The sequence below is a fragment of the uncultured Lactobacillus sp. genome, from assembly GCF_944327175.1.
Taxonomy (GTDB): Bacteria; Bacillota; Bacilli; order Lactobacillales; family Lactobacillaceae; genus Lactobacillus.
Genome location: NZ_CALVGT010000005.1, coordinates 1 through 22476, shown reverse-complemented (window position 1 = coordinate 22476; position 22476 = coordinate 1). Strand labels below are relative to the sequence as shown.

General features: G+C 51.0%; 27 protein-coding genes. 4 read left to right on the top strand and 23 right to left on the bottom strand.

Going from position 1 to position 22476, the window contains the following annotated elements:
- Positions 1-12: 12 nt before the first annotated feature.
- The 6 genes from ychF to rsmG form a co-directional block, all read right to left on the bottom strand.
- Positions 13-1113: a redox-regulated ATPase YchF gene (gene ychF, locus Q0J41_RS00945; RefSeq protein ID WP_002879521.1), complete on the bottom strand. Its 1101-nt coding sequence runs from the start codon at positions 1111-1113 to the stop codon at positions 13-15.
- Between the two features lie 76 nt (positions 1114-1189).
- Positions 1190-1453 carry a DUF951 domain-containing protein gene (locus Q0J41_RS00940; RefSeq protein WP_050952965.1) on the bottom strand — a complete coding sequence of 88 codons (264 nt, stop codon included), beginning with the start codon at positions 1451-1453 and terminating at the stop codon, positions 1190-1192.
- Positions 1446-2336, bottom strand: a complete 891-nt coding sequence (locus Q0J41_RS00935) for a ParB/RepB/Spo0J family partition protein (RefSeq protein WP_296224963.1) — start codon at positions 2334-2336, stop codon at positions 1446-1448. The genes Q0J41_RS00940 and Q0J41_RS00935 overlap by 8 nt, the downstream gene beginning before the upstream one ends.
- Complete coding sequence (locus Q0J41_RS00930) at positions 2314-3093, bottom strand: AAA family ATPase (protein ID WP_003621113.1); 780 nt, start codon at positions 3091-3093, stop codon at positions 2314-2316. The genes Q0J41_RS00935 and Q0J41_RS00930 overlap by 23 nt, the downstream gene beginning before the upstream one ends.
- Before the next feature lies 1 nt (position 3094).
- The gene (gene noc / locus Q0J41_RS00925) at positions 3095-3919 is read right to left on the bottom strand and encodes a nucleoid occlusion protein (RefSeq protein WP_296224940.1); all 825 of its coding nucleotides are present in this window, start codon (positions 3917-3919) and stop codon (positions 3095-3097) included.
- Positions 3920-3937: 18 nt separating this feature from the next.
- Complete coding sequence (gene rsmG, locus Q0J41_RS00920; protein WP_296224938.1) at positions 3938-4657, bottom strand: 16S rRNA (guanine(527)-N(7))-methyltransferase RsmG; 720 nt, start codon at positions 4655-4657, stop codon at positions 3938-3940.
- Between the two features lie 163 nt (positions 4658-4820).
- Between rsmG and Q0J41_RS00915 the strand changes: the two genes are divergently transcribed.
- Positions 4821-5345: a CvpA family protein gene (locus Q0J41_RS00915; protein ID WP_296224937.1), complete on the top strand. Its 525-nt coding sequence runs from the start codon at positions 4821-4823 to the stop codon at positions 5343-5345.
- A 45-nt stretch (positions 5346-5390) separates the two neighbouring features.
- Here Q0J41_RS00915 and Q0J41_RS00910 read toward each other — a convergent pair whose 3' ends face one another.
- The 5 genes from Q0J41_RS00910 to Q0J41_RS00890 form a co-directional block, all read right to left on the bottom strand.
- Complete coding sequence (locus Q0J41_RS00910; RefSeq protein ID WP_296224935.1) at positions 5391-6350, bottom strand: FAD:protein FMN transferase; 960 nt, start codon at positions 6348-6350, stop codon at positions 5391-5393.
- 11 nt (positions 6351-6361) lie between these two features.
- On the bottom strand, positions 6362-7144 hold the full coding sequence (locus Q0J41_RS00905; RefSeq protein WP_296224933.1) for a tyrosine-protein phosphatase: 783 nt from the start codon (positions 7142-7144) through the stop codon (positions 6362-6364).
- A gap of 93 nt (positions 7145-7237) precedes the next feature.
- Entirely contained in the window at positions 7238-7786 is a 549-nt protein-coding gene (locus tag Q0J41_RS00900; RefSeq protein WP_296224930.1) for an NADPH-dependent FMN reductase, read from the bottom strand.
- Positions 7787-7800: 14 nt separating this feature from the next.
- Positions 7801-8340, bottom strand: a complete 540-nt coding sequence (locus Q0J41_RS00895; protein ID WP_296224928.1) for an NAD(P)H-dependent oxidoreductase — start codon at positions 8338-8340, stop codon at positions 7801-7803.
- A gap of 128 nt (positions 8341-8468) precedes the next feature.
- Positions 8469-9017 carry a TetR/AcrR family transcriptional regulator gene (locus Q0J41_RS00890; RefSeq protein WP_296224926.1) on the bottom strand — a complete coding sequence of 183 codons (549 nt, stop codon included), beginning with the start codon at positions 9015-9017 and terminating at the stop codon, positions 8469-8471.
- A 276-nt stretch (positions 9018-9293) separates the two neighbouring features.
- Here Q0J41_RS00890 and Q0J41_RS00885 point away from each other — a divergent pair, with 276 nt between their 5' ends.
- Entirely contained in the window at positions 9294-10694 is a 1401-nt protein-coding gene (locus Q0J41_RS00885; RefSeq protein WP_296224924.1) for a C69 family dipeptidase, read from the top strand.
- 78 nt (positions 10695-10772) lie between these two features.
- Here Q0J41_RS00885 and Q0J41_RS00880 read toward each other — a convergent pair whose 3' ends face one another.
- The 12 genes from Q0J41_RS00880 to yaaA form a co-directional block, all read right to left on the bottom strand.
- Positions 10773-11234: a hypothetical protein gene (locus tag Q0J41_RS00880; protein ID WP_296224922.1), complete on the bottom strand. Its 462-nt coding sequence runs from the start codon at positions 11232-11234 to the stop codon at positions 10773-10775.
- Positions 11218-11880, bottom strand: coding sequence for an ATP-binding cassette domain-containing protein (locus Q0J41_RS00875; protein WP_296224920.1), 663 nt, complete (start codon positions 11878-11880; stop codon positions 11218-11220). The genes Q0J41_RS00880 and Q0J41_RS00875 overlap by 17 nt, the downstream gene beginning before the upstream one ends.
- A 31-nt stretch (positions 11881-11911) precedes the next feature.
- Positions 11912-12610, bottom strand: a complete 699-nt coding sequence (locus Q0J41_RS00870; protein ID WP_296224918.1) for a hypothetical protein — start codon at positions 12608-12610, stop codon at positions 11912-11914.
- Positions 12597-13391: a hypothetical protein gene (locus Q0J41_RS00865; RefSeq protein WP_296224916.1), complete on the bottom strand. Its 795-nt coding sequence runs from the start codon at positions 13389-13391 to the stop codon at positions 12597-12599. Before Q0J41_RS00865 ends, Q0J41_RS00870 begins: the two co-directional genes overlap by 14 nt.
- Positions 13392-13593: 202 nt before the next feature.
- Positions 13594-14091, bottom strand: coding sequence for a PTS glucose transporter subunit IIA (locus tag Q0J41_RS00860; RefSeq protein WP_206988807.1), 498 nt, complete (start codon positions 14089-14091; stop codon positions 13594-13596).
- Positions 14092-14187: 96 nt separating this feature from the next.
- Positions 14188-15207 carry a hypothetical protein gene (locus tag Q0J41_RS00855; RefSeq protein ID WP_296224911.1) on the bottom strand — a complete coding sequence of 340 codons (1020 nt, stop codon included), beginning with the start codon at positions 15205-15207 and terminating at the stop codon, positions 14188-14190.
- A gap of 145 nt (positions 15208-15352) precedes the next feature.
- The gene (locus Q0J41_RS00850) at positions 15353-16027 is read right to left on the bottom strand and encodes an ABC transporter ATP-binding protein (RefSeq protein ID WP_296224910.1); all 675 of its coding nucleotides are present in this window, start codon (positions 16025-16027) and stop codon (positions 15353-15355) included.
- 1 nt (position 16028) lies between these two features.
- Complete coding sequence (locus tag Q0J41_RS00845; RefSeq protein ID WP_296224908.1) at positions 16029-17087, bottom strand: ABC transporter permease; 1059 nt, start codon at positions 17085-17087, stop codon at positions 16029-16031.
- 43 nt (positions 17088-17130) lie between these two features.
- Positions 17131-17634, bottom strand: a complete 504-nt coding sequence (locus tag Q0J41_RS00840) for a TetR family transcriptional regulator (RefSeq protein ID WP_296224906.1) — start codon at positions 17632-17634, stop codon at positions 17131-17133.
- A 330-nt stretch (positions 17635-17964) separates the two neighbouring features.
- Positions 17965-19368, bottom strand: coding sequence for an FAD-binding oxidoreductase (locus Q0J41_RS00835; protein ID WP_296224904.1), 1404 nt, complete (start codon positions 19366-19368; stop codon positions 17965-17967).
- An 11-nt stretch (positions 19369-19379) separates the two neighbouring features.
- Positions 19380-19565 carry a hypothetical protein gene (locus Q0J41_RS00830; RefSeq protein WP_296224902.1) on the bottom strand — a complete coding sequence of 62 codons (186 nt, stop codon included), beginning with the start codon at positions 19563-19565 and terminating at the stop codon, positions 19380-19382.
- A 14-nt stretch (positions 19566-19579) separates the two neighbouring features.
- Positions 19580-20317, bottom strand: coding sequence for a peroxide stress protein YaaA (gene yaaA / locus Q0J41_RS00825; protein WP_296224900.1), 738 nt, complete (start codon positions 20315-20317; stop codon positions 19580-19582).
- Between the two features lie 64 nt (positions 20318-20381).
- On the opposite strand from yaaA, the gene Q0J41_RS00820 reads away from it, so the two are divergent.
- Both Q0J41_RS00820 and Q0J41_RS00815 read left to right on the top strand, forming a co-directional pair.
- Positions 20382-21017: a hypothetical protein gene (locus Q0J41_RS00820; RefSeq protein WP_296224898.1), complete on the top strand. Its 636-nt coding sequence runs from the start codon at positions 20382-20384 to the stop codon at positions 21015-21017.
- Between the two features lie 94 nt (positions 21018-21111).
- The gene (locus Q0J41_RS00815) at positions 21112-22323 is read left to right on the top strand and encodes a L,D-transpeptidase family protein (protein ID WP_296224896.1); all 1212 of its coding nucleotides are present in this window, start codon (positions 21112-21114) and stop codon (positions 22321-22323) included.
- Positions 22324-22476 lie beyond the last annotated feature (153 nt).

The window sequence follows — 22476 nt, the reverse complement described above, 5'->3', positions numbered from 1 at the left end:
CTGTCTCCTGCCTTATACGTTAAATCTGAATTCGATGATGTCACCGTCCTGGACTTCGTATTCCTTGCCTTCCAGGCGGACTCTGCCGGCTTCCTTGATCTTCTGCATGCTTTCGTACTTGTCCAGGTCTTCGAAGGAAACGACTTCGGCCCGGATGAAGCCCCGTTCAAAGTCGGAGTGGATGACCCCGGCAACTTGCGGCGCCTTCATGCCCTGGTGGAAGGTCCAGGCCCGGGTTTCCTTGCCCCCGGCCGTAAAGAAGGTTCTGAGGCCCAGCAGGTGGTAGGCAGCTCGGATCAAGCGGTCCAAACCGGATTCTTCAACCCCTTCAGCCGCCAGCATTTCTGCCTTTTCTTCATCATCCAGGCCGGCGATTTCTTCTTCAATCGCCGCGGAGATGCCCAGGCAGCCAGCCCCTTCCTTGTCGGCGTGGGCCTTGACGATTTGGTAGTACTTGTCGCTTTCCGGATCAGCCATGGATTCTTCCGCGATGTTGGCCACGTAGATGACCGGCTTGGAAGTCAGGAGGAAGAGGCCCTTGACGATCTTGGCTTCGTCATCAGTGAACTTGATGGACCGGACCGGGTCGCCGGCTTCCAGAACTGGCTTGATCTTTTGCAAGACATTGTATTCAGCCATGGCTTCCTTGTCCTTTTGCTGGGCCATCTTCTGCACCTTGCCGATCCGGCGGTCAACTGAGTCCAAGTCAGCGTAGATCAGTTCCAGGTTGATGGTGTCGATGTCTTCTTCCGGGTCAACCTTGCCGGAGACGGAAGTGATGTTTTCATCGTCAAAAGCCCGGACCACGTGCACGATGGCGTCAGTTTGGCGAATGTTTTCCAAGAACTTGTTGCCCAGGCCTTCACCCTTGGAAGCCCCCTTGACCAAACCAGCAATGTCGGTGAATTCAAAAGTCGTGTGGACAACCTTCTTGGCCGGGATCAGTTCCTGGATTCTGGCCAGGCGTTTGTCCGGCACTTCAACCATCCCCACGTTTGGTTCAATGGTCGCGAATGGGTAGTTAGCCATTTCCGCGCCCGCCTTGGTAATTGCGTTAAACAAAGTTGACTTGCCGACGTTTGGCAAACCGACGATACCAGCAGTTAAAGCCATATTTTGTAATTCCTCTTTCTTGTTTTTTCTTGCTTGCGTGTTTAATTCTTGGCCTTTTGGCCAGATTAGTCAATGCCTAGCCGAAATTTGGCCGGGCGATGTCCTCCTTGGCCACGTAAAAATCGTTCTTCAAGTTGACGGGATCATTGCTCTTGGCCAGGAGCTTCTTGACCTTCTTGTTGAAATCAGCCCGCGGCATCATGACCACGTGCCCGCAGCCCATGCATTTCAAGCGGATGTCGGCGCCCAGGCGCAGAACCTCCCAGTTGTTGGTCTGGCAAGCGTGGGGCTTCTTCATTTCAACCGTGTCCGCCAAGTCAAAAGTAATATTTTTAGTCATCGAGATTCACACCTAACAAATCCAGAATCCGGTTCAGTTCATCCGGGGAAGCAAAGTCAATTGACAAGTGCCCCTTCCCCGTCTTGTTTTCCGTAATGCTTACCGGCGAGCCAAACTTGGCGGCCAGCTGGCTTTCGCTAGCCCGCACAAAGGCCGACTTGCCGGCATTCTTTTTCTTCTGCTTCTGCCCGCGCTCGTTCATCTTGGCGACCAGCGCCTCGACCTTGCGGACCGGCATCCCTTCCTTAACCACCCGTTTGGCCAATTCATCGATCCGGTCCTTGTCCTTGAGGCCCAGGAGAGTTCTGGCCTGGCCCATGGACAATTCTCCTCTTTGCAAAAGGCCCTTGGTCTTCTGCGGCAGGGTGAGCAGGCGGAGGTAGTTGGTGATGTAAGGGCGGGACTTGCCCATCTTCTTGGAAACCTCTTCCTGGGTTAGGCCCAGGTTCTTTTGCAGCATTTCGTAAGCCTGGGCTTCTTCCAAAGGAGTCAGGTCTTCCCGCTGCAGGTTTTCCAGGATGGCCACTTCCATCATCTGGCTTTCGTCAAATTGGCGGATGATGGCCGGGATGGTGGCCTGGCCGGCTAATTCTGAAGCCCGGCAGCGGCGCTCGCCGGCGATGATTTCGTAGCCGCCGACTGACCGGCGGACGATGATCGGCTGCAGAACCCCGTTTTCTTTGATGGATTCAGCCAGTTCAGCCAGCTTCTTGTCGTCGAAGTTCTTCCGCGGCTGATAAGGGTTGGGCCGGACTTCTGCCAAAGGCAGGTCTTCGATTTCTTCAGCCGGCTTTACCTGGGGTCCTTCTTCAAAAAGCGCCCCTAAGCCCCGGCCCAGGCCGCCCTTCTTTTCCTGTTTCTTATTTCTTGAGTCTCTTGCCATGAGCCTTCAGCACCTCTTTTGCTAAGTCATCATAAACCTTGGCCCCGCGCGAACTTGGCGCGTATTCCGTGATTGCCTCCCCGTAGCTTGGCGCTTCGGCCAGCTTGGTGATCCGCGGGATGATCGTCTTGTAGACCCGGTCGCCGAAATATTCCTTGACCTGCTGGACCACGTCGGCCCCCAGGTTGGTCCGGGCATCTAGCATGGTCAACAGGACCCCTTCCACGCCCAGGTCCTTGTTGAAGTGCTTCTGGACTAAGCGGATGGTGTTGAGCAGCTGGCTCAGCCCTTCCATGGCGTAGTATTCACTTTGGACCGGAATCAAAATCGACTGGCTGGCCGTAAAGGCGTTGATGGACAATTGCCCCAAAGAAGGAGGACAGTCGATAAAGACGAAGTCGTACTTGTCGCCCAGGTCTTCAATGGCCCCCTTCAAGCGGGTTTCCCGGGCCATCATGCTGATCAGCTCGGTTTCCGCCCCGGCCAGGTTGATCGTGGCCGGCACAATGTCCAGCTTCTTGCTGCTGGTCGGCTTGATAGCTGAGGCGATCGGAATTTCATCGATCAAGACATTGTAGATGTCGTACTCGATGGTTGACTTCTCAATTCCCAAGCCTGAGGTGGCATTGCCCTGCGGGTCAATGTCGACAATCAATACCTTATAGCCTCTTTTAGCAATGGAAGCGGCCAAATTGATGGTCGTCGTGGTTTTGCCAACGCCGCCCTTCTGGTTGGCGACTGCGATGACGCTGCCCATGCTAGTCCTCCTTCTTCTTTCTCTGCTTCTTCATCACGATAGTAATCTGGTACTCATCCGGGCTCTTCGCCTCGGTAACCTTGACTTTCACGCCGGACTCCTTGGCCAGTTTAACCGCCTGCTTGATCGTGTTGATCTGCAGCTGCATGTCCCGGCCATAGCGGACCACCGCCTTTTTCTTAACGGCTGGTTTAGGATTGTCCAGCTTGGCCGCCCGCTCTTCCGTCTCTTTCACGCTGAGCCCTTGCTTGACGACTTCTTCAGCCAATTTGACCTGGTCCTCTTCGCTTAAGCCCAAGATGGCCCGTCCGTGGCGGGCGCTGAGCTCGCCTTTGGCCAAATGCTCTTGGACAGGTTCAGCCAGCTTGAGCAGGCGGAGCTTGTTGGCCACGTAGGACTGGGACTTGCCGATGTCCTGGGCCAGCTGGGTCTGGGTCAAGTCGTTGAGCTGCATCAGCTGCTCATAAGCCTGGGCCTCATCGATCGGGTTCAGGTTTTCCCTTTGCAGGTTTTCGATCAAGGCCAAAGAGGCTGTCTGCTGGTCATCAAGATTGTTCACGATGGCCGGGATCTTTTCCCAGCCCAGGCTCTTGGCCGCCCGGAAACGGCGCTCGCCGGCAATAATTTCGTAGCCGCCCTGGTCTTCACGGACGATGATCGGCTGCAGGAGCCCTTCTTCTTGCAAGGTCTGGGCCAGCTGCTGGATGGAATCATCGCTAAAAGTCCTTCTTGGCTGGTAGCGGTTCGGATGGATTTCCGCTAAAGGCAGGTCCTGGACCTGCTTGTTTTGGGGAATTTCATTTCGATGGAAAAAACCAAAAGCCATTTGGGCACCTCCAAAAAACTACAAGGGTTTCCGGTTTGGCGTGCCTGCCTGGCGCGGGTACTTGCCCGGAGTTGCCTTGACCTTGTCAACCAGGACGAGGGTCCGCTCTTCAGCGCTGCCTGGCAGGGTGAAGATCCGGCTGAAGACAGCTTCACCGCCCAATTTCTCCAAGGCACTCTTGGCGTCTTCCAATTCTTCATCAGCCCGCGGCCCCTTTAAAGCCAGGAACTTGCCGCCGACTTTGGCCAGGGGCAGGCAGTATTCGCTCAAAACGCTCATTCTGGCCACGGCCCGGGCAGTTACCAGGTCAAACTTCTCCCGGTAGTCCGGGTTTTGCCCCACGTCCTCAGCCCGGCCGTGCACCAGGTTCACGCCTTCGATGCCAAGCTTCTCCAGCAAGTCGGACAGGAAGTTCAGCCGCTTGCCTAAAGAGTCAACGATGGTGACTTCCAAGTCCGGGCGGAGAATCTTGATCGGCAGTGACGGAAAGCCGGCCCCGGCCCCGACATCGCAGAGCTTGGCTCCTTCTGCAAAGACCTCTGGCCAGAGCAGGAGCGGAGTCACGCTGTCGTAGAAGTGCTTGAGGTAGACCTCGTCTTCGTCCGTGATCCGGGTAAGGTTGACGTGTTCGTTGACCCGGACCAATTCCTTAAAATATGTTTTAAATTGTTGCTCTTGGACAGGAGACAACTTAAAATTATATTTTGACAATGTTTCTGCAAAAAGTTCAGGATTCATTCTTTCACCTGTGAAACCGTGTTTCACACCCTTAAATGTAACGCAAAAAGCAATCTTGCGCAAAAAAATGTTACACAAACCATCTTAACAATTATGGATTATTTTTGCTTGAAGGTCAAAAAGAATCCATGGAAAATTACCGCTAAAAACAAAGGATATAAAGATGCTCTTAGTTATTTTCGTAATTCTCTACATCGCCTGGCAAACCTACAAGGGCTACCAAGTGGGTTTCTCCAAGCGGATCGTCAACTTGATCTTCGCCGGTCTCGTCTTCATGCTGGCCATCATGCTGCAGAATCCGGTCGGCAACTTGATCTACACCCAGTTCGTCCAAGGGCAGGCGGGCGACTCCAGCATGGTCCTGCAGGCCTGCCGCTTTGGGGCCTTCTTCGCCCTCTTCTTCATCTTCAAGCAGGTAGCCAAGATCTTCAAGGCCTGGCTGCCTGCCCAGGAGACCAAGACTGGTTTCACGGCCACTTTGGACCACATTGCCGGGGCCGTCGTTTCTTTCGTGGCTTCCTACTTCTTCATGTACGTGGTCTTGTCCATTCTCAACTCCGTCGGCGTCAGCCAGCTGAGCCAGCTGATCAGCGATTCCCAGCTGCTCAGCTTCATCGTCAACGACACGCCAGGTCTGTCAACCGGGGTCTTCAAGACCCTCTTCAGCGTCAGCCGGACCACGGCCTAAGGAAAAAGCAGCTTCACCAGAAGGTGAGGCTGCTTTTGCTTTACTTTAGTAATCCAGGCCGACTTTTTCCACCCGTTCATCGTTATAAACGTAAACGGCGCCTAAGCGGCGGTCATTGACCCAGTTGGCAATTGGCTGGCCAGCAAAGAAGCAGCGCTTGCACTCGATTTCCGCGTCAACGGAATTCTTGGTGAAGGTCGTCACTCCGGCAATGTTGGTTTCCACCGGGTAACCGGTCCGGGAGTCGATCAAGTGGTGGTACTTGTGCCCGTCCACTTCCAAAAAGCGCTCGTAAGTCCCGCTGGTGACCACGGAACATTCCGGGATCATCATGGCCGTGATGTTTTCTCCCCGCGGCTTCAAAGGATCCTGGACGCCTACCGTCCACATCCCGTTGGCCCGCTTTGGACAAGGGTTGACGAAGAGGACATTGCCGCCCAGGTTGATGATGCCGGCTTCGACCCCGTAGGCCCGCCAGAGGTCCCGGATCCGGTCGGCCGTCCAGCCCTTGGCGATCCCGCCCAGGTCCAGCTCCATGCCTTCCTGCTTCAAAAAGACCGTGTGGTCATCGTCATTTAATTCGACCATCCAGGGGTCGATCAGCTGCATTTTTTCTTTGATTTCCGCGTCACTCGGTACGTGGGCGTCCTTAAAGCCGATGGACCAGAGCTTGACCAGGGGGCCGATCAAGGCGTTGAAGCCGAAGTTTTCCCGGCTGGTCTCAACGGCAAGCTTAATCAAGCCGTAAACGCTGCTGGAGACTTGCACAGCCTCCTTACCCGCCTGGTCGTTGACCCGGGTAACTTCGGACAGGCCGTAGCGGGGGTGGTCCGGCTTGCGGTTGACCGTCAGCAGGTCTTCAAAGTGGTCGATCAAGGCCTTGGTCTGATCCAGGATCTTTTCCGGGTCTTCCCTTGCCCCGTAGATCTGCAGGCTGATGTGGGTCCCCATGGCCTTGTGCTGAGCCATGACTTGGTCAGTTGATATGTATTTGATAATTCCCATTTTTAAAATCCTTACTCTTCTAGATACTTGGCCCGGAGCTGGTCACGAAGGTCCGGGCTGACGCCCAATTGCCGGGTCAAAAAAGCTTCCATGCCGCCATATTCCTGGTCGATGGTGATCAATGCGCTGTCTAAGTACTCATTGTTGACCGTCCCTAGAGACCTGAGGTTGGCCCGCTGCACCAGGCTTTCCCCGTTTTCCCGAGCTTCCTTGTCCCTTTTGGCCCGGTAGCCGTTAAGGTAGGGAGCGGATAAAAGATAGTCCTGGCGGATGGTTTCCGGATCAACCCCCAAAACTGTCAGCAAAAAGACGGTCACCAGGCCTGTTCTGTCCTTGCCTTCCGAGCAATGGTAAATAGTTCCGCCTTCAGCTTCAGCCAGATAGGCTAAAACCTGGCCAAAAGCCAACTGGGCGTGCTCTTCCGTCACCATCAGCCGGTAGCTCTCCACCATGTGGCGGAAGCCCGCCAGGGGGTCTAAGCCGTACTGCTTGGCTAATTCCGTCAGGCTGGCCCCGGCCTTGGTCTGGTCCCGGCTGTTAACGGGGATATTGACGTTCCGGATCCCGGCTAGCTTTTTATCCGGCCGCTTGCGGCATTCTTGCGGAGAACGGAGGTCGATGATGGTCTTCACCCCGCAGGCCCGCAAATAATCGCCGTCTTCCTCGCTGATCGCCGCGACCGTTCCGGTCCGCAGCAAAAGTCCGGCCTTGATCTTCCTGCCGGCAAAGCCGGTGTAGCCGCCAAGGTCCCGGGGATTGCGGACTGTTTTCAAGGGTAAAAGCTCCATCGCCATCTTTTCTCCTCCTTCACTTCTCCCTATAATTTTAAAACAAAACAAGGCGGAAGCGCCAAGCTATCCGCCTTATTTTGCAGTTTTTCTTTTACATTACTTCTTGGCTTGAGCAACGAAAGCAAAAAAGGCTTCCATAACCTTGTCCAGTTGGGCGATTGAAGCTTCGTCAACCAGGTCGCCGCTTTCCTTGTCAAAGCTGCTGTAGGCCCGGCCGATCAGCAATTCGTTGCCTGGCAAAACATTGGCTGTCATGTCTGGTGACAGCAGGATTTCCCGGGCATCTTCCTGGGCGCGGGAAGCGCCTTGGCCGCCCAAGGACACGCCTACAACGCAGACTGGCTTGTAGGTCATAACCTTGCTGCCAGCATGGCTGCCCAGCCATTCCAAAGCGCTCTTCAAAGCGGCTGGGATACCGTGGTCGTATTCTGGAGTAGCGATGATCAAGCCGTCAGCCTGGTCAACCTTTTCCCGCCATGCCACAACGCGGGCGTCGGCTTGTCCTTCCTTGTAGAAGGCTGGCAGGTCGCCAATTTCAGCGACTTCAATTTCTGCCTTATCGCCGAAGCGCTTGGCGATGAACTGGCAGAGCAGACGGTTGAAAGAAAAATCGGCATTAGTTCCGACAATAGCTAATAATTTCATTTGAAATCCCCCACTTACTTCGTGATTTGTGCGTACCAGGCGTCGACTTCGTCAAAGAAGTGTTCCAGGAAGTCAACGGTACCGGAAATCTTCAAATCGCCGTTTTCGTCAAAGGCAGCAGCTGCCCCGCCCATCATGAATTCGTCGTCGTTGAAGACAACCGGGTGCAGGCCTGGGGAAGCCAAAATCGTCTTCAGCTTGGTCTGTGACCGGGCAGCCCCTTGAGCCAGCGGCGAAGTTGACACGATAACGACTGGCTTGCCGTTGAAGGGGTGGGAGTTGGTTGACAGCCATTCCAAGGCGCTCTTCAAAGCGCTGGTTACAGAGTGCTGTTGTTCCGGTGACCCGATCAAAACCAGGTCAGCAGCGGCAACTTGGTCACTCAATTTGGCCACGTCAGCCGGGTCTTCCTGGCCTTCCTTAAACATCGGCAACCCCTTCACGGTCGCGAATTCAAAATCATACTTATCAGCGAAGTGCTTGGCAATGAACTTCAGCAGCATTTCGTTGTAAGACTTGTCAGCGTTAGATCCGTTAAGAGCTAAAACTTTCATAAAAACCACCTTTCAGATTTTCCATTACTCCCCTTATTATACCCAAATTAAAGGGATTTCAGCAGAGTTTTTGTGAAAAAATTACAAGGATAGAAATGCCCGATTGATAGTTTAATTTTTTAAATGGATCAACGGTCAAAAAGGCTTTCCAGCTGCCCTTTGATGATCCGGACGAAGCCATCCTGGTCATAGTCAATCAGGCCATCGACCAGCATTACGGCCAGGCCGTTGACGATAATCCAGTTGAGGGCGATGAGCCACTTCTCCAGGTCCGGGTCAAGGTCGCGCTGGTACTGTTCGCGGACCTTGGTGCGGCCCAGGTCCATCAAGGTATCGCGGATTAAGTCGTCACCAAATTCCCCATTGACGAAAATCGTTGAGAACAGGCTCCGGTGGTCGCGGGCAAATTGCAAGTAGGAGAGGTCAACATCGTATAAGGGTTCGCCAATAAATTTCTTCTGCAAGATTTCATCGCGCAAGGTGCAGGAGACGCGCTTAAGCACTTCCTTGCGCAGGCCATCCATGTTCTTGAATTCCAAATAGATCGGTTGAGTTGAAAAATGGCCAGTCTGGGCAATGCTGCGGGCAGTCAAGTTCTCGATTCCGTCGGTCAAGGCCTTCTTGTAGGCGATATCCAATATTCGCTCGCGATCAATCTCTTTCCTTCTGGCCACCATCTGCTCCACCTAATTTCATCATATTTTGTAAACACTTTAATATTTCATTCCTAATCATAACAAGCTTTTCCAGCTGATTCTATTAGCTTAGACCAATGAATCATCAGCAATCAGCCTATAAAAAGAGCTTATTCTTACTAATTTGTATATTAGCACAATATCAAACCAGCGGCGTATTTTTAGTAAAAAGTTAAGCAGATAACCCCCCGTCCCTGCGGGCAGAGGAAAAATAAGGTAAAATCTAGACAAGAGCAAAAGAAGAAAAGAGGACAAATTATGACAACACACGGACGTTCATCTTGCACTTCAATCTTGATTGGGAAAAAGGCCAGCCTTGATGGCAGCGTGATTATTGGCCGCAATGAGGACTCACGGACAGCCTGGCCCAAGCACCTGGCCTTCCACCAGCGGCAAGCAGGAGCCCAGACTTTCAAGTCGCATGATAATAAGTTCACAATTGACTTGCCTGAAGAAGCCTTTGCATATTCATCCACTCCAGAATGGACAAAAAAGTACGGGCTTTTTGAAGAAGACGGGATCAATGAGTACCATGTGGCAATGAGCGCCACGGAAAGTGCTTATGCCAACGAACGGGTTCTGGCCATCGATCCTTTTGACCCGGAAAAGGGCCTGCTGGAAGAAGCCATGGTGACTATTGTTTTGCCTTACGTCAAGACGGCCCAAGAAGGGGTCAAGCGCTTGGGCGAGATCGTGGAAAAGTACGGGGCCGCTGAATCAAACGGGATTCTATTTGCGGACAGAGACGAGGCCTGGTACTTAGAAATCGGGTCTGGCCACCACTGGGTTGCCCAGAGAATTCCGGATGACTCCTACACGGTAGTGGCCAACCAGCTGTCAATTCAAGAGATCGACTTTAACGATCCGGCCAACTTCCTTTATTCAGCCGGCCTGCAGGAATTCGTTTATGAACACCAGCTGTGGCCAAAGGAAGCCAAGTTCAACTGGCGGGAAATTTTTGGCACGAGAAGCGAGAGCGACCTGCACTACAACACCCCGCGGGTTTGGTACGGGCAGAAGCTGCTGACCCCGTCAGTTAAGCAAGAGCCGCAATCTTTTGACTTGCCATTTATTCAAAAGGCGGACCGGCCGCTGAGCATCCAGGACGCCCAGACGGTGCTGGCCAGCCACTACAGCGACACTGAATATGACTTGACCAACCCGAAGAACGCAGGCCAGGCAAGCTTCCGGCCGATCGGGGTGGCGACGACCCAGGAATCCCACCTCTTACAGCTTAAGGGCGAGGACATGTACCACTGGCTGGCCATGGGGGTTACGGCCCAGAGCGTCTACATCCCCTTCTTCCCGCAAGGGAGCAAGGTGCCTTACATGTGGGGCAACGGCAAGGTCGACTACAGCCCGAACTCTGCCTACTGGATCTTCAAGCTGGCCGGGGTTCTGGTTGACCGGAACTGGGGTAAGTACGGCAAGGAACTGGCCAACGCCCAGACGGAAGCCAAGGAAAAGGTCATGCGGCTCCGTTATGAATACGACCAGAAGCTGCATGCTGACCCAAGCCAGGCCACGGCGATCGCGGATGAGGCTAATGCCAAGATGGCCAAGACGGTAACGGACATCTACAACAAGCTGATCAGCAGCTTGATTACTGAGCAAACGGGTGATTCCCCGCTCAGCTTCCAGATGGATCCTAACTTGTAAAAAAGCATATTAAAAAAGGCGTGAAAGTGCACCATTGCTGCTTTCGCGCCTATTTTTTGCTGTTCTAACTTCTATTTTTCATTTTTGCAGATTGAAATGATATTTGACGTACTTGCCTTTTTGGGGGTTAACGAGCAAATAGAGATATTGCTCATTGCCGTTTTTCGGGGCTTTAACCTGGACCTTGTTTACGCCGGATAGCAGGCGGCTAGTTGCCTGGCCATTGATTTTTAAAGAGTCGATCATGGTCGTTCCCTCTTTCAGTCCTCGATAAAGGTAGAAATCATTTCTGGACAGCTTCTGCCCAGTCTTAGCCTTGACGTAGATGGTTGCCAGGTAGTTACCTCCTTCATTCTTGCCCTGCCCGCTTTTGACAGCCAGATTCTGGCTAACTTTACTATAGGCAGTCTGGCTGACTTCAGTTTGGGAGACCTGCAAATTCCGGTAGACTTGGTCGATATGCTTTTTGCTTAGAAGAAGGCCCAGCAGGCACAAGAGCAAGATTACAGAGAACCAGATTCCTTTATGCTTCAACTTCATGCTCTTGCTCCAATTCTTTGACAATCTTGCCTTCGCTGTAGACGAAGATGTGGTCGGCAACCCGGTTAAGGAAGTCTTTGTCGTGGCTGGAGACGAGGATGGTCTTGCCTTGCCCCTTCAGTTCTAGCAGGAGCCGGGCTAAAAAGTCCTGCCCGTCTTCATCGAGGGCATTGGTTGGCTCATCGAAGAGGAGGATCTGCTTGTCGCCTAGGAGGGCGGCCGCGATCAAAAGCCGCTGCCGCATGCCCAGAGAATACTCTTTCAGTTTCAAGGGATTGGCTGGATCCAGGCCTACCCGCTGCAAGATCGCTTCTGCCTGGCTGACTTGGTCATCGTTCAAGACTTTGAGCAGGTTGAGGTTTTCCAGGCCGGTTTTGTCTTCCAGCAGGCCGTATTCAGAAATCGCGAAGCCGGTGTCCGGGGCAAAGATGACGTCCTGGCGGATTTTTTTGCCCAAAACTTTGACAGTCCCGGAGTTTGGCCGGATAAAGCCGAGAACGGTTTTGAAGGTCACGGACTTGCCTGACCCGTTGGGGCCTCGGAAGCCATAGATTTTACCAGCCTCAATGCTGAAGGAAACGTCATCAAGGGCCAGTTTGTTTTTAAAGCGCTTGGTGACATGGTCAACTTCTATAATTTTCGTCATTTTTTACTCCAAAGAAAAATTGATATTATCGTCAGACATATTGAACCAGCTGGTAAAAAGCCCGGCTGCCCAAACAATAATAAAGCAGAAAGCCATAAATCAGATAGACCAGTGGATCAAACACAAAGAATGTATTATCGATCAGATTTACCAAACCGTGAGCCAAGAAGAAGGACCAGCTCAGCTTTGCTATGCAAAGGGTATCCAGTAAGAGCAGAACTTCAACTGCAGCCCCTGCCTTTAGTTTATCGGTCAAGAAGACCAAAGCGTTTAAAGAGAGAATCAAGACAAAGACCCCCAAGAAATGAGCCAGCAATATTATTATTTCTGAACCAGCCTGCGGGGCTATTGGCGCTTTCGTCACGAAAGCAGAAATCAAGCTGCTGATCAATAAACTAATGGTGAGCAAAAACATTTCAAGAACGGTATAGATCAGCAAATACTGGCGCAGCCGTTTTCTTAAAACTAAATAGAAAAATTCAACGCTTTGAGGGCGGCTGAAGAAAAGCAGGCTGCTGACTATCAGCAAAGGGGCAAGGAAGTAAAGCTGCTTGTGAAGATTGGTAACAGTCAGACGGACATTACTCAAGGCCGGCGTGCCAGGGGCAACGATTTTGTTATGCATCAAAAACAGAGCAGTATAAACCGAAGCCCAAATAATCACAAACAAGATACTTTTTATCGCCAGCCAGGATCCGCTCTTTTGCCGCAAGTAGTTAACTAAAGACATGGCGTCTTACCCCGTAGAAATAGATTAAGCTGAACAAAAGCTCCCCTAAAAGGAGCTCTGACAGAGCTACCGTCAATGAAGGAATATAAAGTGGGCAAACTGGTATGACAAAAAGGTTTGGCGAGAGAAATGCTTTATCTGTTGCTGCGGAAAAAACATTAAAGATCAATGTAACTAAGAGAGCAGCGGCTACATCAGCAAAATAGTTGCTGATAAAACAAGTTACAGCCAAAGAAATGGTAGCGGCTAAGCCACCTGCTAGACCTGCCAAGAATAGGTAGAAAGCTATGTGTAGCAAGGGATTTGAATAGTACAAACCAGCGAGGTAGGTTAAATCTGAAGTAACACCCACGCTCATATTCAGAACAGGATCTGGCTTCATATTAGGCAAGATGCAGTAAAACAAGACAAAATCCAAAAGTAGTGGCAAAGACACTGTCAAAAAGCCTGCCAGGAAGCTGATCACCAAGTGAGATAAGCTGTACTTTGCAACCCCTTGTTCCTTAACCGCATGTTTGATAAAGCCACTTTTTAGCTCTTGATAGAATAACTGGTTGGCTGTTAAACAGGCTAACAACGGCAACAAAGTATAATAAAAAGTTGTCATAGCACCAGTATCATAACCAATACACCGCGTATATGGCGTGAAAAACACAACGTTACCATCTAATTGCGGTTTAATTACGGAATAATCAGAAATAAAATGAAAAAGCACAATTATCGTGCCTATTGCTATCCCTATATACATTTTTGGCGACTTAAGTCGCTCTCTGATATACACAAATATCCTCCTCCATATTGAACAATTAATAGTCAATGAAAATTATAGTCCATTCACTTTCTGTTTACAATTTAAGATTTTATTTAGGCATTAATTGCCTTTTTCTTATACCCGATAGTCAGATAACCAGATACAAGTACTAAATAAAAAACAGGCGTGAAAGTGCACCATTGCTGCTTTCACGCCTGTTTCTTTATCTAAATTAATGGTAGCTGATCGTCTGGACCGCCCTTTTGGCATTGATCTCTCTAAAGAAGACCGGTGCCGAGACCCCTTTCAGGATCTGGTCGTTGGTATAAGTCACGATCACCGTATCGTCGTAGCCGAGTCCGCGGAGCAGCTTACGGTTCATAGTCGCCAATAGCTGCCCCTTTTTAACTTCCTGGCCGGCTTCAACTAAAATGTCGCAACCGCCCCCGCCTAGCTCTACCGTGTTCAAACCCAGGTGGATCAAGAGATCCAGTCCTTCTTTGGTCCGGATGCCAATCTCATGGTTGGTCGGAAACAAGGAAGTAACCGTGCCGTTCAAGGGAGCGTAGATCAAGTCACTGGACGGCTGAACCGCGAAGCCCTCACCCAGTCCCTTGCTGGCAAAAATCTCATCGTTGACGTCCTCGAGCGGGAACAGCCTGCCCTGGACCGGAGCCAGAACCTTGCTCAGCCGGGCCCTGCTCTTTAGCAAATCAAAAATTCTAAACATAAATCAACCTCAAAATAATATTCAGACTAAAATATGTAAGCGCAATCATCACTGTCTAGTTTATCATTTTGATGGTAGTTTTACTACATGTTCCCGCTAACAATTGTTATTTTCCAAAGTCAATTCACCGCCAAAAGCTTCCAAGCGATCAACTTCAGCCAGGTTGATCTGGCCAGCAAAAGTCTCGTACTTGCCGGACGGGTATTGTGCAAGGTTTAAGGCATCCCCTTCCTTGCTCTGCAAGATGCCATATTCTGCTTCTTCTTCATCTTTCATGACAAAGGACACGACTTGCCCGGCAGCTAATTGCCAGAAGTCATGCATCTGCTTGATTTCTGCTGCTTTATCTTGAACTTCAAAGGGATCTTCTAATCCTCTTTCCTTAAGCTGGCGCCGGCAGCGGCTGATATCTTGCAAATACTCTGATCGATCAATTACTCTGTCAACGGCCTTCTTCTTAACCAGCAGCAATGAGTCATCCCGGCCAATTTCGTCAACAGTCAAATACAAGCTGAAGTCGTCATCAGCACACAAGAGCCGACCAACCGCGAATGAAGCTGGATCTTCTTTCAGATGAACTTCGCGCAAACCATCTACAGTTGTATCTTTAGTATCCCGCAACTTAGGATTGTCCAGCAACCATTCACCGGAGAAAGCGGCTAGCCGCCGGAGTTGACTGACAGCAACTTTTCCTGCGAAAGGCTGGTACTTGCCAGAAGGATATGCTGCAAAATTAACTTGCCCGGCAGAAATTTCATCAATATATCCCCATTGCTGGTAATCTTCGCCTTCCAGTCCAAAATATACAACCTGCCCGGGCAATAAGTCCATAAAGCTTCCGACTGACTTGATTAAGGTAACTTTGTCTTCCAGCTTGAAAGGATCTGCCAGGCCTTTTTGCGTTAGCAGCTTCCGCCGGCACTGGATCTCTGCCAAATAATCCGATTGAGCCAACAGCCGCGTGACCGCTGACTTTCTGATCAAGAGCAAGGAATCATCCCGGCCCAGCTCATCCAAAGTCAAGTAGAGCTGCCAGCCGTTTTCTTCAAACAAGAGGCGACCGACTTCAAAACTCTCCTCAGCAGCGTCTGTGTAGATTTCGTATAATTTTTCCATCCCTAACGACCTCACATTTCTCACTCGTTTTCTTATTTAACTATATACTTTTTTCAGATTTTTTCTGTCAAAAATTCAAATCTGGTCATTTTTCCGCGTATCCGGTCAAAAAAGGCCCCGCGCCTTGCGCGGAGCCTTTTTCAGTTTATTTTCTTTGCGTCAGCTGCCCGTCCATCATGTCATAGATGTGGTCAGCGTATTTTTCCAGCCGCGGGTCGTGAGTGACCAGAATGATCGCCTTCCCGTGGTCCTTGGCCAACTTCTTAAACAAGCGGCCAACTTCTTCCACCCGTTCACTGTCCAGTGATGCCGTTGGCTCATCAGCCAGCAAAATCTTCGGATTGGCGTACATGGCCCGGGCGATTGCCACCCGCTGCTTCTGCCCGCCTGACAGATCTTCCGGATACTTCTTGACCAGGTTCTCAATCCCCAAGTCAGCCAAAAGATCCTTTAATTCTTTCTGGCTCAAGCTGCCGGTCTTCTTCACCTTGTCCACCAGCTGGAACTGTTCCTTAACCGTCAAGTACGGCACCAGGTTGTAGGCCTGCAAAACAAAGCCCAATTTATTCAAGCGCAGGCGGCTGCGGTCTTTTTCCTTCAACTGGCTGATGTCCTGGCCGTCGATTTCCACCTGCCCGCTCGTCGCGTTCTGCAATGCGCCCATAATCGTCAGCAGGGTGCTCTTCCCGGCCCCGCTTGGTCCCATTAACAGAACCACGTTGCCAGTGTCCGCGCTGAAGTCGACCCCCTTGAGGGCAACCGTCGCTGCATCCCCCTGCCCGTAAACTTTTTTCACGTTCTTGATTTCAATCGCTGCCATCTTAGCCTCCAATTGCCTGTACCGGGTCAATCTTCAAAATCGTTCTGACTGGGTTAAGCCCGCCCAGCAGAGCCATTACCAACATCCCGCCGATCGCTGCCACGAAAATCCCTGGTGTAAAGGCCATCGGAGCAGATGCCGGCATCGCGGCCGCCGTGCCCCAGATTGCCAAAAGGGACAGGACCAAAGCGCTCGTTACCAAAAGCAGACTCTGGCTGACCGTGGCCCAGATCAAAGTCTTGGCCGGCACGCCCTGTGCCCGCAGAACCGCGTAGTTCGGCAGCTTCTGGATAGTCAAAATGTACAGGAAGACTGCCACGATAACCAGGGAAATGATGAACATGAAAGCAATCATCAATTCAAAAGTCAGGTTCTGTTCAGAGTAGCCTGGCAGTTTTTGCGTAAATTCCTTAACCCCGTAAGTCTTGAAGTTCTTCCCCTTAACAGACAATTTCCGCTGAGAAATGATCCCGGAAGCTTCAATCCTCGGTGCCACGTTCTTCAATTCCTTCCACGCCGGCAAAAAGCCATACATGATCGGTTCAATATTGATCTTGGCATCCTTGACGAAGCCGACGATCGTGTACTTGTGGTCTGACCCGTTCAAGGTCACCTTGTCGCCCAGCTTGTAGCCCTTGTCCTTAAGGCGGCTGTCAGCCGTGACTTCGTACTTGCTCTTAGCCCGGCGGCCAGCGATTACGTCCTGGTCCTTGTAGATGAACTCGCCCTTCTTAACCCCCATGTACTGGGCGTTAATCCCGGTCTTGCCCTTCTTCTTGGCCACTACCTGCAGTTCGCCGACCATGGCTTCCTTGTCAGTCAGGTCGATCTTCTTCAAGTCGTCCTTGGTCAAAATTGAGCTGTTCATGGACAGGTTGGCATTCTTGTTCAAGACCACGCTCTTGGTCTGCCAGTTCTCCAGAGCCACCGTGTTTTCCCGGGCCAGGCCGTATGCCAGGCCCCAGGTTGCCAAAATCATGTACGCGATCAGAAAAATCATGAAAACGATCAAGCCGTACCGCTTCTTTTCATGCTTGATCTCTTTTAGTGCTAAAAACATTTTTTCTGCTTTCTACCTTTCTTGTGTCTTTTCCCTAGCTTGCCTATTTATGTTGGCTAAAAAGCTTCTCTAAAGCCTCATGCTCCCGGTCTAAGTAAAAATCTGCCTTATCCGGGTCCAGCAAAGCCTCCTTGATTGCCTCGTGTGACAGGGCCATGGCTGCCCAGGTGCAGGCCGGCATCTGCTTAGGCCTACTACTTGGCAAAAGCGCCTCGTTAGCCGCGTAGTGCAGGCGGATCAAGTCATAGTACTGGCTGCCAGTGGCCTTGGTCACAAAGTCCTTGGTCATCTGGTAGAGCTCGTCTGCCCCCATCCGGCCGGTCAGACCCGTGTGCAGGTCCCGCATGGCCAGCTTGAACAGGTACTGGTAAGCATCCGTCAAATCCGCAAAGTACTTGTAAAAGGCCCCCCGGGCAATCCCGGCTTCCTTGACGATCCGCGCTACCTGGGCGCTGGCCAAAGTATGGACGCTGAATTCCTTGAGCAGGGCCTCTGTTACCCGGTCCTGCTTGTCTTTACTTAAATTCTCAAAAGTTGCCTTGACCATTTTTCACCTCCGTGACATCATGTCACCCTCAACTGCTTTCTATTATATGCCCAAGGTGACACCGTGTCAACAAAAAGTGATGCGATGTCATTTTTCTTGCACAAAAAAGGGCTGCCAGAGCAGCCCTTCCTTGTGATAATTAATTTGTGAAGCTTAAAAATTAAAATGTTGTTTTGTTGTTATTGTTTTTATGTACTTATTGCTAGATACTTGTTCTTTTCGGTTTTTGGTTAATTCTTGATTTGATTAGTTGATTAATTCTTGATTTGATTAGTTCTTGATTATTTTTACTTCGGATTTTTGAAGCTTGCCGCGCGGAGGGAGCGTACTTTAGTCTAACGGGAAGATCTTGTCTGGGTTAAGGATGCCCTTAGGATCGAAGAGGCTCTTGACCTTTCTGAGCAAGTCGGTGTAATCCTTGCCGTAGAAGTCTTCGTAGTAGTTCTGGCGGGCGTAGCCAACCCCGTGTTCACCGGACATGTTGCCGTCCACTGACTTGGCGGTCTTGTAGAGTTCGGAGATAACGGTGTCGCCCTTCTTGGCGAATTCTTCGTCAGTCATATCGTCTGAGCAAAGGTAGATGTGCAGGTTACCGTCGCCGGCGTGGCCGAAGTTAGGAATCCGCATGTCTTCTTCCTTTTCCAGTTCTTCGATCCGGTGCAGAACCAGCGGGATCTTGTTGATCGGCACGGAAACGTCGACTTCGTCCATCTTCGGAGTTGACTTTTGGATGGCCAAAAGCAGCTTTTCACGAGCGTCCCAGATTGTCTTGGCTTTGTCTGATTCAGCGTTCAAGACAGTCTCCTTCAAAGCGTGGAATGGCTTGACCGCTTCCAAAGCCTGGGCCAATTGGGCTTCAGCGTCGCTGGCCGTGAAGGAGTCGATGCCCAGGATGATGAAGCCGTCGCCTTCCTTGATTGGGAAAGTAGCGTCGTAGTACTTTTCCCACAGGTTCAAGACCTTGCGGCCCATGTATTCAACAGTAGTTGGCACAACGCCGGAAGCCAGGATAGCTGGCACTGATTCGATGGCATCGTCCAGAGTTGGGAAAGGAATGATGGCGTTCAAAGCGTGCTTTGGTCTTGGGTAAAGACGGAGAACAGCTTCAGTGATGACGCCCAAAGTCCCTTCAGAACCGATGATCAGGTCCTTCAAAGAATAGCCGGATGATGATTTAACTGACTTGGAACCGAACTTGTAAACCTTGCCGTCAGTCAAGGCAACCTTGACTTCCCGGATGTGTTCACGGGTTACCCCGTACTTGATGGCCTTCAAGCCGCCGGCGTTGGTGCTGATGTTGCCGGCTACAGTAGCCCAGTGCATGGCTGGTGCTGGCATGTAGGTAAATGGCTTGTCTGCCAAAAATTCTTCCAGTTGGTTCAAACGGATGCCTGGTTGAACAGTGATGGTCAAGCTGGCTGGGTCGTAATCGATAACCTTGTTCATCTTAACCATGTCCAGGGAGATCCCGCCGTGCACAGTCAAGTTAGCTCCCATCAAACCAGTTGAGTTGCCCCGTGGAGTCAAGGCAATTTCGTGGTCGCTGGCATACTTCAAGACACTGGCTACTTCTTCAGCCGTGGTTGGCTGGATTACCAGGTCAGGCATAGCCCGGACAGTCTTGAATTGGTCGTGATCCCAGTGTTCAGTTACTTCAGTAATAAAACGTTCTGGGTCAGCAATCATTGGACGCAAGTTTTCAATGTCTTCAGCAGTTAACTTATGATATTCCATTCTAACTCACCTTACAGTTTTCTTTTTTGTATTTCAATCTCTGTTTCTATTAAACTTCTTTGTATTTCAATCTCTGTCTCTATTAAACCACATCTGAAAGCGTTGTCAATTTTATGATTTATTGCACAAAAGAAAAAAGGCTGGTCAGCAAGCGCTTCCCAGCCTTTTAAAAGTGTAAATTTTTTCTTTTTTTGCACTTTGTGAAAAATTGTCACGCTTTCTTCCGGAAAACGACCCGGTCTTCCCCGCTTTGGTTAGGGGCAAAGGCATAGCCGAAGTCGGTGAAGTCCGGCAGGTCGGACAAGTCCCGGCCTCCTTCCGCCAACCAGCGGACTAAACGGCCACGGGCCATCTTGGCATGAGTTGCTTGAGTCCGCCATTTGCCGTTTTTCTCTTCCTGGAAGACGACCTCAAGCAAGCGGTCGCCCTCTTTAAGATAGGGAGCCAGGAGACGGCTGTATTCCTTAGAAGCCAGGTTGAGGACCACGGAATCATCTTGGTAGAGCTCTTGGTAAACTTTTTCTCCCCAGAATTCATAAAGGCTCTTATACTTAAAGTCAGGCAGAGGGCTCTTCATTTCCAGGCGGTAGGGCACGATCCCGTCAAACGGGCGAAGGCTGCCGTAAAGACCGGACAAAACGCGCAGGTGCTGGTCCAGGTAGTCAAGCCCGGCTTGATCTAAAACATCGGCGGCCAGGTACTGGTACTGCAGGCCACTGTAGGCAAAGAGGGCTGGTACTTGCGGCTGAGTCAGGTCAGCAGCCAGCATCTGCCGGGCTTCTTCGGTGATTTTGGCATTGGCCCGCCAGACTTTTTCCAGATCAACCTGGTCTAAGGAATGCAGATAGGACCAAAGCTCCTCAGCCTGGTTGAGGAAGACGGGCTGGCTTTTCGGCAAAAAGCCGCCATCCGTCTGAATTTTTTTAGCGGGGGAAATTACGATCTTCATTTTTTACTTCCTATTCATAATCTAGTAAAATAAAACTTGTGTTTAACAATAAGGAGGAGCAAGCATGATTAACCCTGATTTTGCGATTATCTTAAATTTTAACCCAACTGGGGCAAATGTAAACGCGGATGCTCTGGTCCGCCAGGCAAGGGACATCGGTGCCCGCGCCGTCAGCGGCCGGGAAGAATTAAAAGCGGCCTGCGAAAAGTACACCATCGCCTACCTGCCAGACCAAGCTGGCCAGCGCTATAGTGCCGATGAAGTCGTGGACGCCTTGCTAGCCGCCAGAAAAGACAGCCAGGCTTTGACCATCGACGTGGACGCTGAAAATGAAGCTGACCAAGCGGCTTTAGACGCCTTGAACGCCTGGATGCACAAGTTTGGCCACGCGGTCAATGAAGGGCAGGCAAGCGAATTGTCAGCCGACGCGGAAGAGGCTTTTGTCTTGACCAACCGGCACGCGCCATACCAGGCCTACCTTTTCTTAAAGTCCCCTTATCCAGAAGAGGTCAAAGTGACCGGTTTGACAGAGGAGCCAAACCGGATCGAATGGATTGACAGCCGGGAAGAATGTGAATTTGTTTTTGAAAACGGAGTCCTGACGGTTCAGTTAAAGAAGCAGGAAAGTCCTTTTGCCTGGCGACTGGTCCGGATTCAAGGCCACCGGCCGGAGGACGATATCGCGGAGACAAAATTTTAAAAGGATATTAAAAAGTCTCTCCATACATTTTAATCGCTAAGCGATTAGTGTTATACTGAACACAATCTTTTGAATGAACAGATTGGAGTTATTAATGACTTCTCGCAAAGACTACCGGAAGAAAAACACTCAAGGCAGCAAGTACCTGATTATCGCGGGCGTGGCAGTTATTGTTTTGGCCTGCGCTGGTGTTTGGGGACACAATGCTTACCAGCAGCACCAGGCAACCGTTCTGGCAGAAAACAAGAAGCAAGTGGCATACAACAAGAAGCACTTCAACGCCAACGTCACTATCTATGGCGTCAAGGTAGGCAAGCTGACGGTTGACCAAGCGGTCGGAAAGATCCAGGCCAAGGCCGTGAACAAGCTGGTCTACAAGGACGGCAAAATCAGCTCTGTTCGTGACAGCAAGCTGACAACCATCAGCAAGGAGCAGGTCCAGAAGTACTTTGACAAGCAGTACACCCAGCTGCCGACTGACCAGAGCTACAATTACGAGAACACGGCTCTGAAGAAGGGCAAGAGCAAGCTGAAGGCCATTAGCGCGGCCAGCGTGGACTACTCTGTGGCGGGGAAGACTTTTACCCTGGCAGCTAAGGACTACTTGACCCAAGTCAGCTACTACAACGGCGCTGTCCACTACGACGACGCAAGCAAGCTGATGGCGAAACTGGAGGCCATGGACAAGAGCGTTAAGACTTTGGGCAAGAGCTACAAGTTCAAGACGCCTGCCGGGTCAACCATCACCGTTACCAACCAGAGCTACGGCTGGGGGATCTGGACGGCCAGCGCCAAGAAGGCGGTTCTGTCAGCTTATGAGACTGGCAAGAAGACCATTGACGGGAAGAACCACATCTATGGTGAAGGCTATACCACGCAAGGTCTGGGCTACGGCAAGAGCAACAACGGGCTGGGCAACAGCTATGTGGTTGTATCAATTGCCCGCCAGGACATATGGATCGTCGTTAACGGCAAGGTAGCTGTAACTGTATCCGACGTGGTTACCGGGACGGAAAACAAGGGCGACAACGCTACGCCTAAGGGTGTCTGGTACATCATGTACAAGCAGCAGAACGCTACTTTGAGAGGGCAGAACGACGACGGGTCGAACTACGCTTCTAAGGTCAGCTACTGGATGCCGTTTACCATGAGCGGGTGCGGCTTGCACGACGCGTCATGGCGGACTAACTGGTCAAGCACGGCCTACCTGGAAGGCGGGTCACACGGCTGCGTCAACATCCGGCCTAGTGAAATCAAGTCCGTTTGGAACGCGGTTACGGTTCACATGCCTGTGATCGTTTACTAAGACGTAAATTAAAAAGGATCTATCTTTGATATGACCCCCGAAATTAGGACACTAATTTCGGGGGTTATTTTCATGACTAAATACACTAAAGAAATAAAACTTGCTATCTACCACGAATGGGTAGACGATCACAGAAGAGGCACCTACCTTAGG

Coding starts and splice junctions, on each gene's coding strand:
- noc (WP_296224940.1), bottom strand. CDS start 3,919: ATGGCTTTTGGTTTTTTCCATCGAAATGAAATTCCCCAAAACAAGCAG.
- Q0J41_RS00900 (WP_296224930.1), bottom strand. CDS start 7,786: ATGAAATTATTAGCTATTGTCGGAACTAATGCCGATTTTTCTTTCAAC.
- Q0J41_RS00855 (WP_296224911.1), bottom strand. CDS start 15,207: ATGGAAAAATTATACGAAATCTACACAGACGCTGCTGAGGAGAGTTTT.
- rsmG (WP_296224938.1), bottom strand. CDS start 4,657: ATGAATCCTGAACTTTTTGCAGAAACATTGTCAAAATATAATTTTAAG.
- Q0J41_RS00815 (WP_296224896.1), top strand. CDS start 21,112: ATGACTTCTCGCAAAGACTACCGGAAGAAAAACACTCAAGGCAGCAAG.
- ychF (WP_002879521.1), bottom strand. CDS start 1,113: ATGGCTTTAACTGCTGGTATCGTCGGTTTGCCAAACGTCGGCAAGTCA.
- Q0J41_RS00820 (WP_296224898.1), top strand. CDS start 20,382: ATGATTAACCCTGATTTTGCGATTATCTTAAATTTTAACCCAACTGGG.
- Q0J41_RS00860 (WP_206988807.1), bottom strand. CDS start 14,091: ATGTTTAGAATTTTTGATTTGCTAAAGAGCAGGGCCCGGCTGAGCAAG.
- Q0J41_RS00940 (WP_050952965.1), bottom strand. CDS start 1,453: ATGACTAAAAATATTACTTTTGACTTGGCGGACACGGTTGAAATGAAG.
- Q0J41_RS00935 (WP_296224963.1), bottom strand. CDS start 2,336: ATGGCAAGAGACTCAAGAAATAAGAAACAGGAAAAGAAGGGCGGCCTG.
- Q0J41_RS00890 (WP_296224926.1), bottom strand. CDS start 9,017: ATGGTGGCCAGAAGGAAAGAGATTGATCGCGAGCGAATATTGGATATC.
- Q0J41_RS00870 (WP_296224918.1), bottom strand. CDS start 12,610: ATGTCTTTAGTTAACTACTTGCGGCAAAAGAGCGGATCCTGGCTGGCG.
- Q0J41_RS00840 (WP_296224906.1), bottom strand. CDS start 17,634: ATGGTCAAGGCAACTTTTGAGAATTTAAGTAAAGACAAGCAGGACCGG.
- Q0J41_RS00930 (WP_003621113.1), bottom strand. CDS start 3,093: ATGGGCAGCGTCATCGCAGTCGCCAACCAGAAGGGCGGCGTTGGCAAA.
- Q0J41_RS00880 (WP_296224922.1), bottom strand. CDS start 11,234: ATGAAGTTGAAGCATAAAGGAATCTGGTTCTCTGTAATCTTGCTCTTG.
- Q0J41_RS00885 (WP_296224924.1), top strand. CDS start 9,294: ATGACAACACACGGACGTTCATCTTGCACTTCAATCTTGATTGGGAAA.
- Q0J41_RS00905 (WP_296224933.1), bottom strand. CDS start 7,144: ATGGCGATGGAGCTTTTACCCTTGAAAACAGTCCGCAATCCCCGGGAC.
- Q0J41_RS00895 (WP_296224928.1), bottom strand. CDS start 8,340: ATGAAAGTTTTAGCTCTTAACGGATCTAACGCTGACAAGTCTTACAAC.
- Q0J41_RS00850 (WP_296224910.1), bottom strand. CDS start 16,027: ATGGCAGCGATTGAAATCAAGAACGTGAAAAAAGTTTACGGGCAGGGG.
- yaaA (WP_296224900.1), bottom strand. CDS start 20,317: ATGAAGATCGTAATTTCCCCCGCTAAAAAAATTCAGACGGATGGCGGC.
- Q0J41_RS00910 (WP_296224935.1), bottom strand. CDS start 6,350: ATGGGAATTATCAAATACATATCAACTGACCAAGTCATGGCTCAGCAC.
- Q0J41_RS00875 (WP_296224920.1), bottom strand. CDS start 11,880: ATGACGAAAATTATAGAAGTTGACCATGTCACCAAGCGCTTTAAAAAC.
- Q0J41_RS00845 (WP_296224908.1), bottom strand. CDS start 17,087: ATGTTTTTAGCACTAAAAGAGATCAAGCATGAAAAGAAGCGGTACGGC.
- Q0J41_RS00835 (WP_296224904.1), bottom strand. CDS start 19,368: ATGGAATATCATAAGTTAACTGCTGAAGACATTGAAAACTTGCGTCCA.
- Q0J41_RS00915 (WP_296224937.1), top strand. CDS start 4,821: ATGCTCTTAGTTATTTTCGTAATTCTCTACATCGCCTGGCAAACCTAC.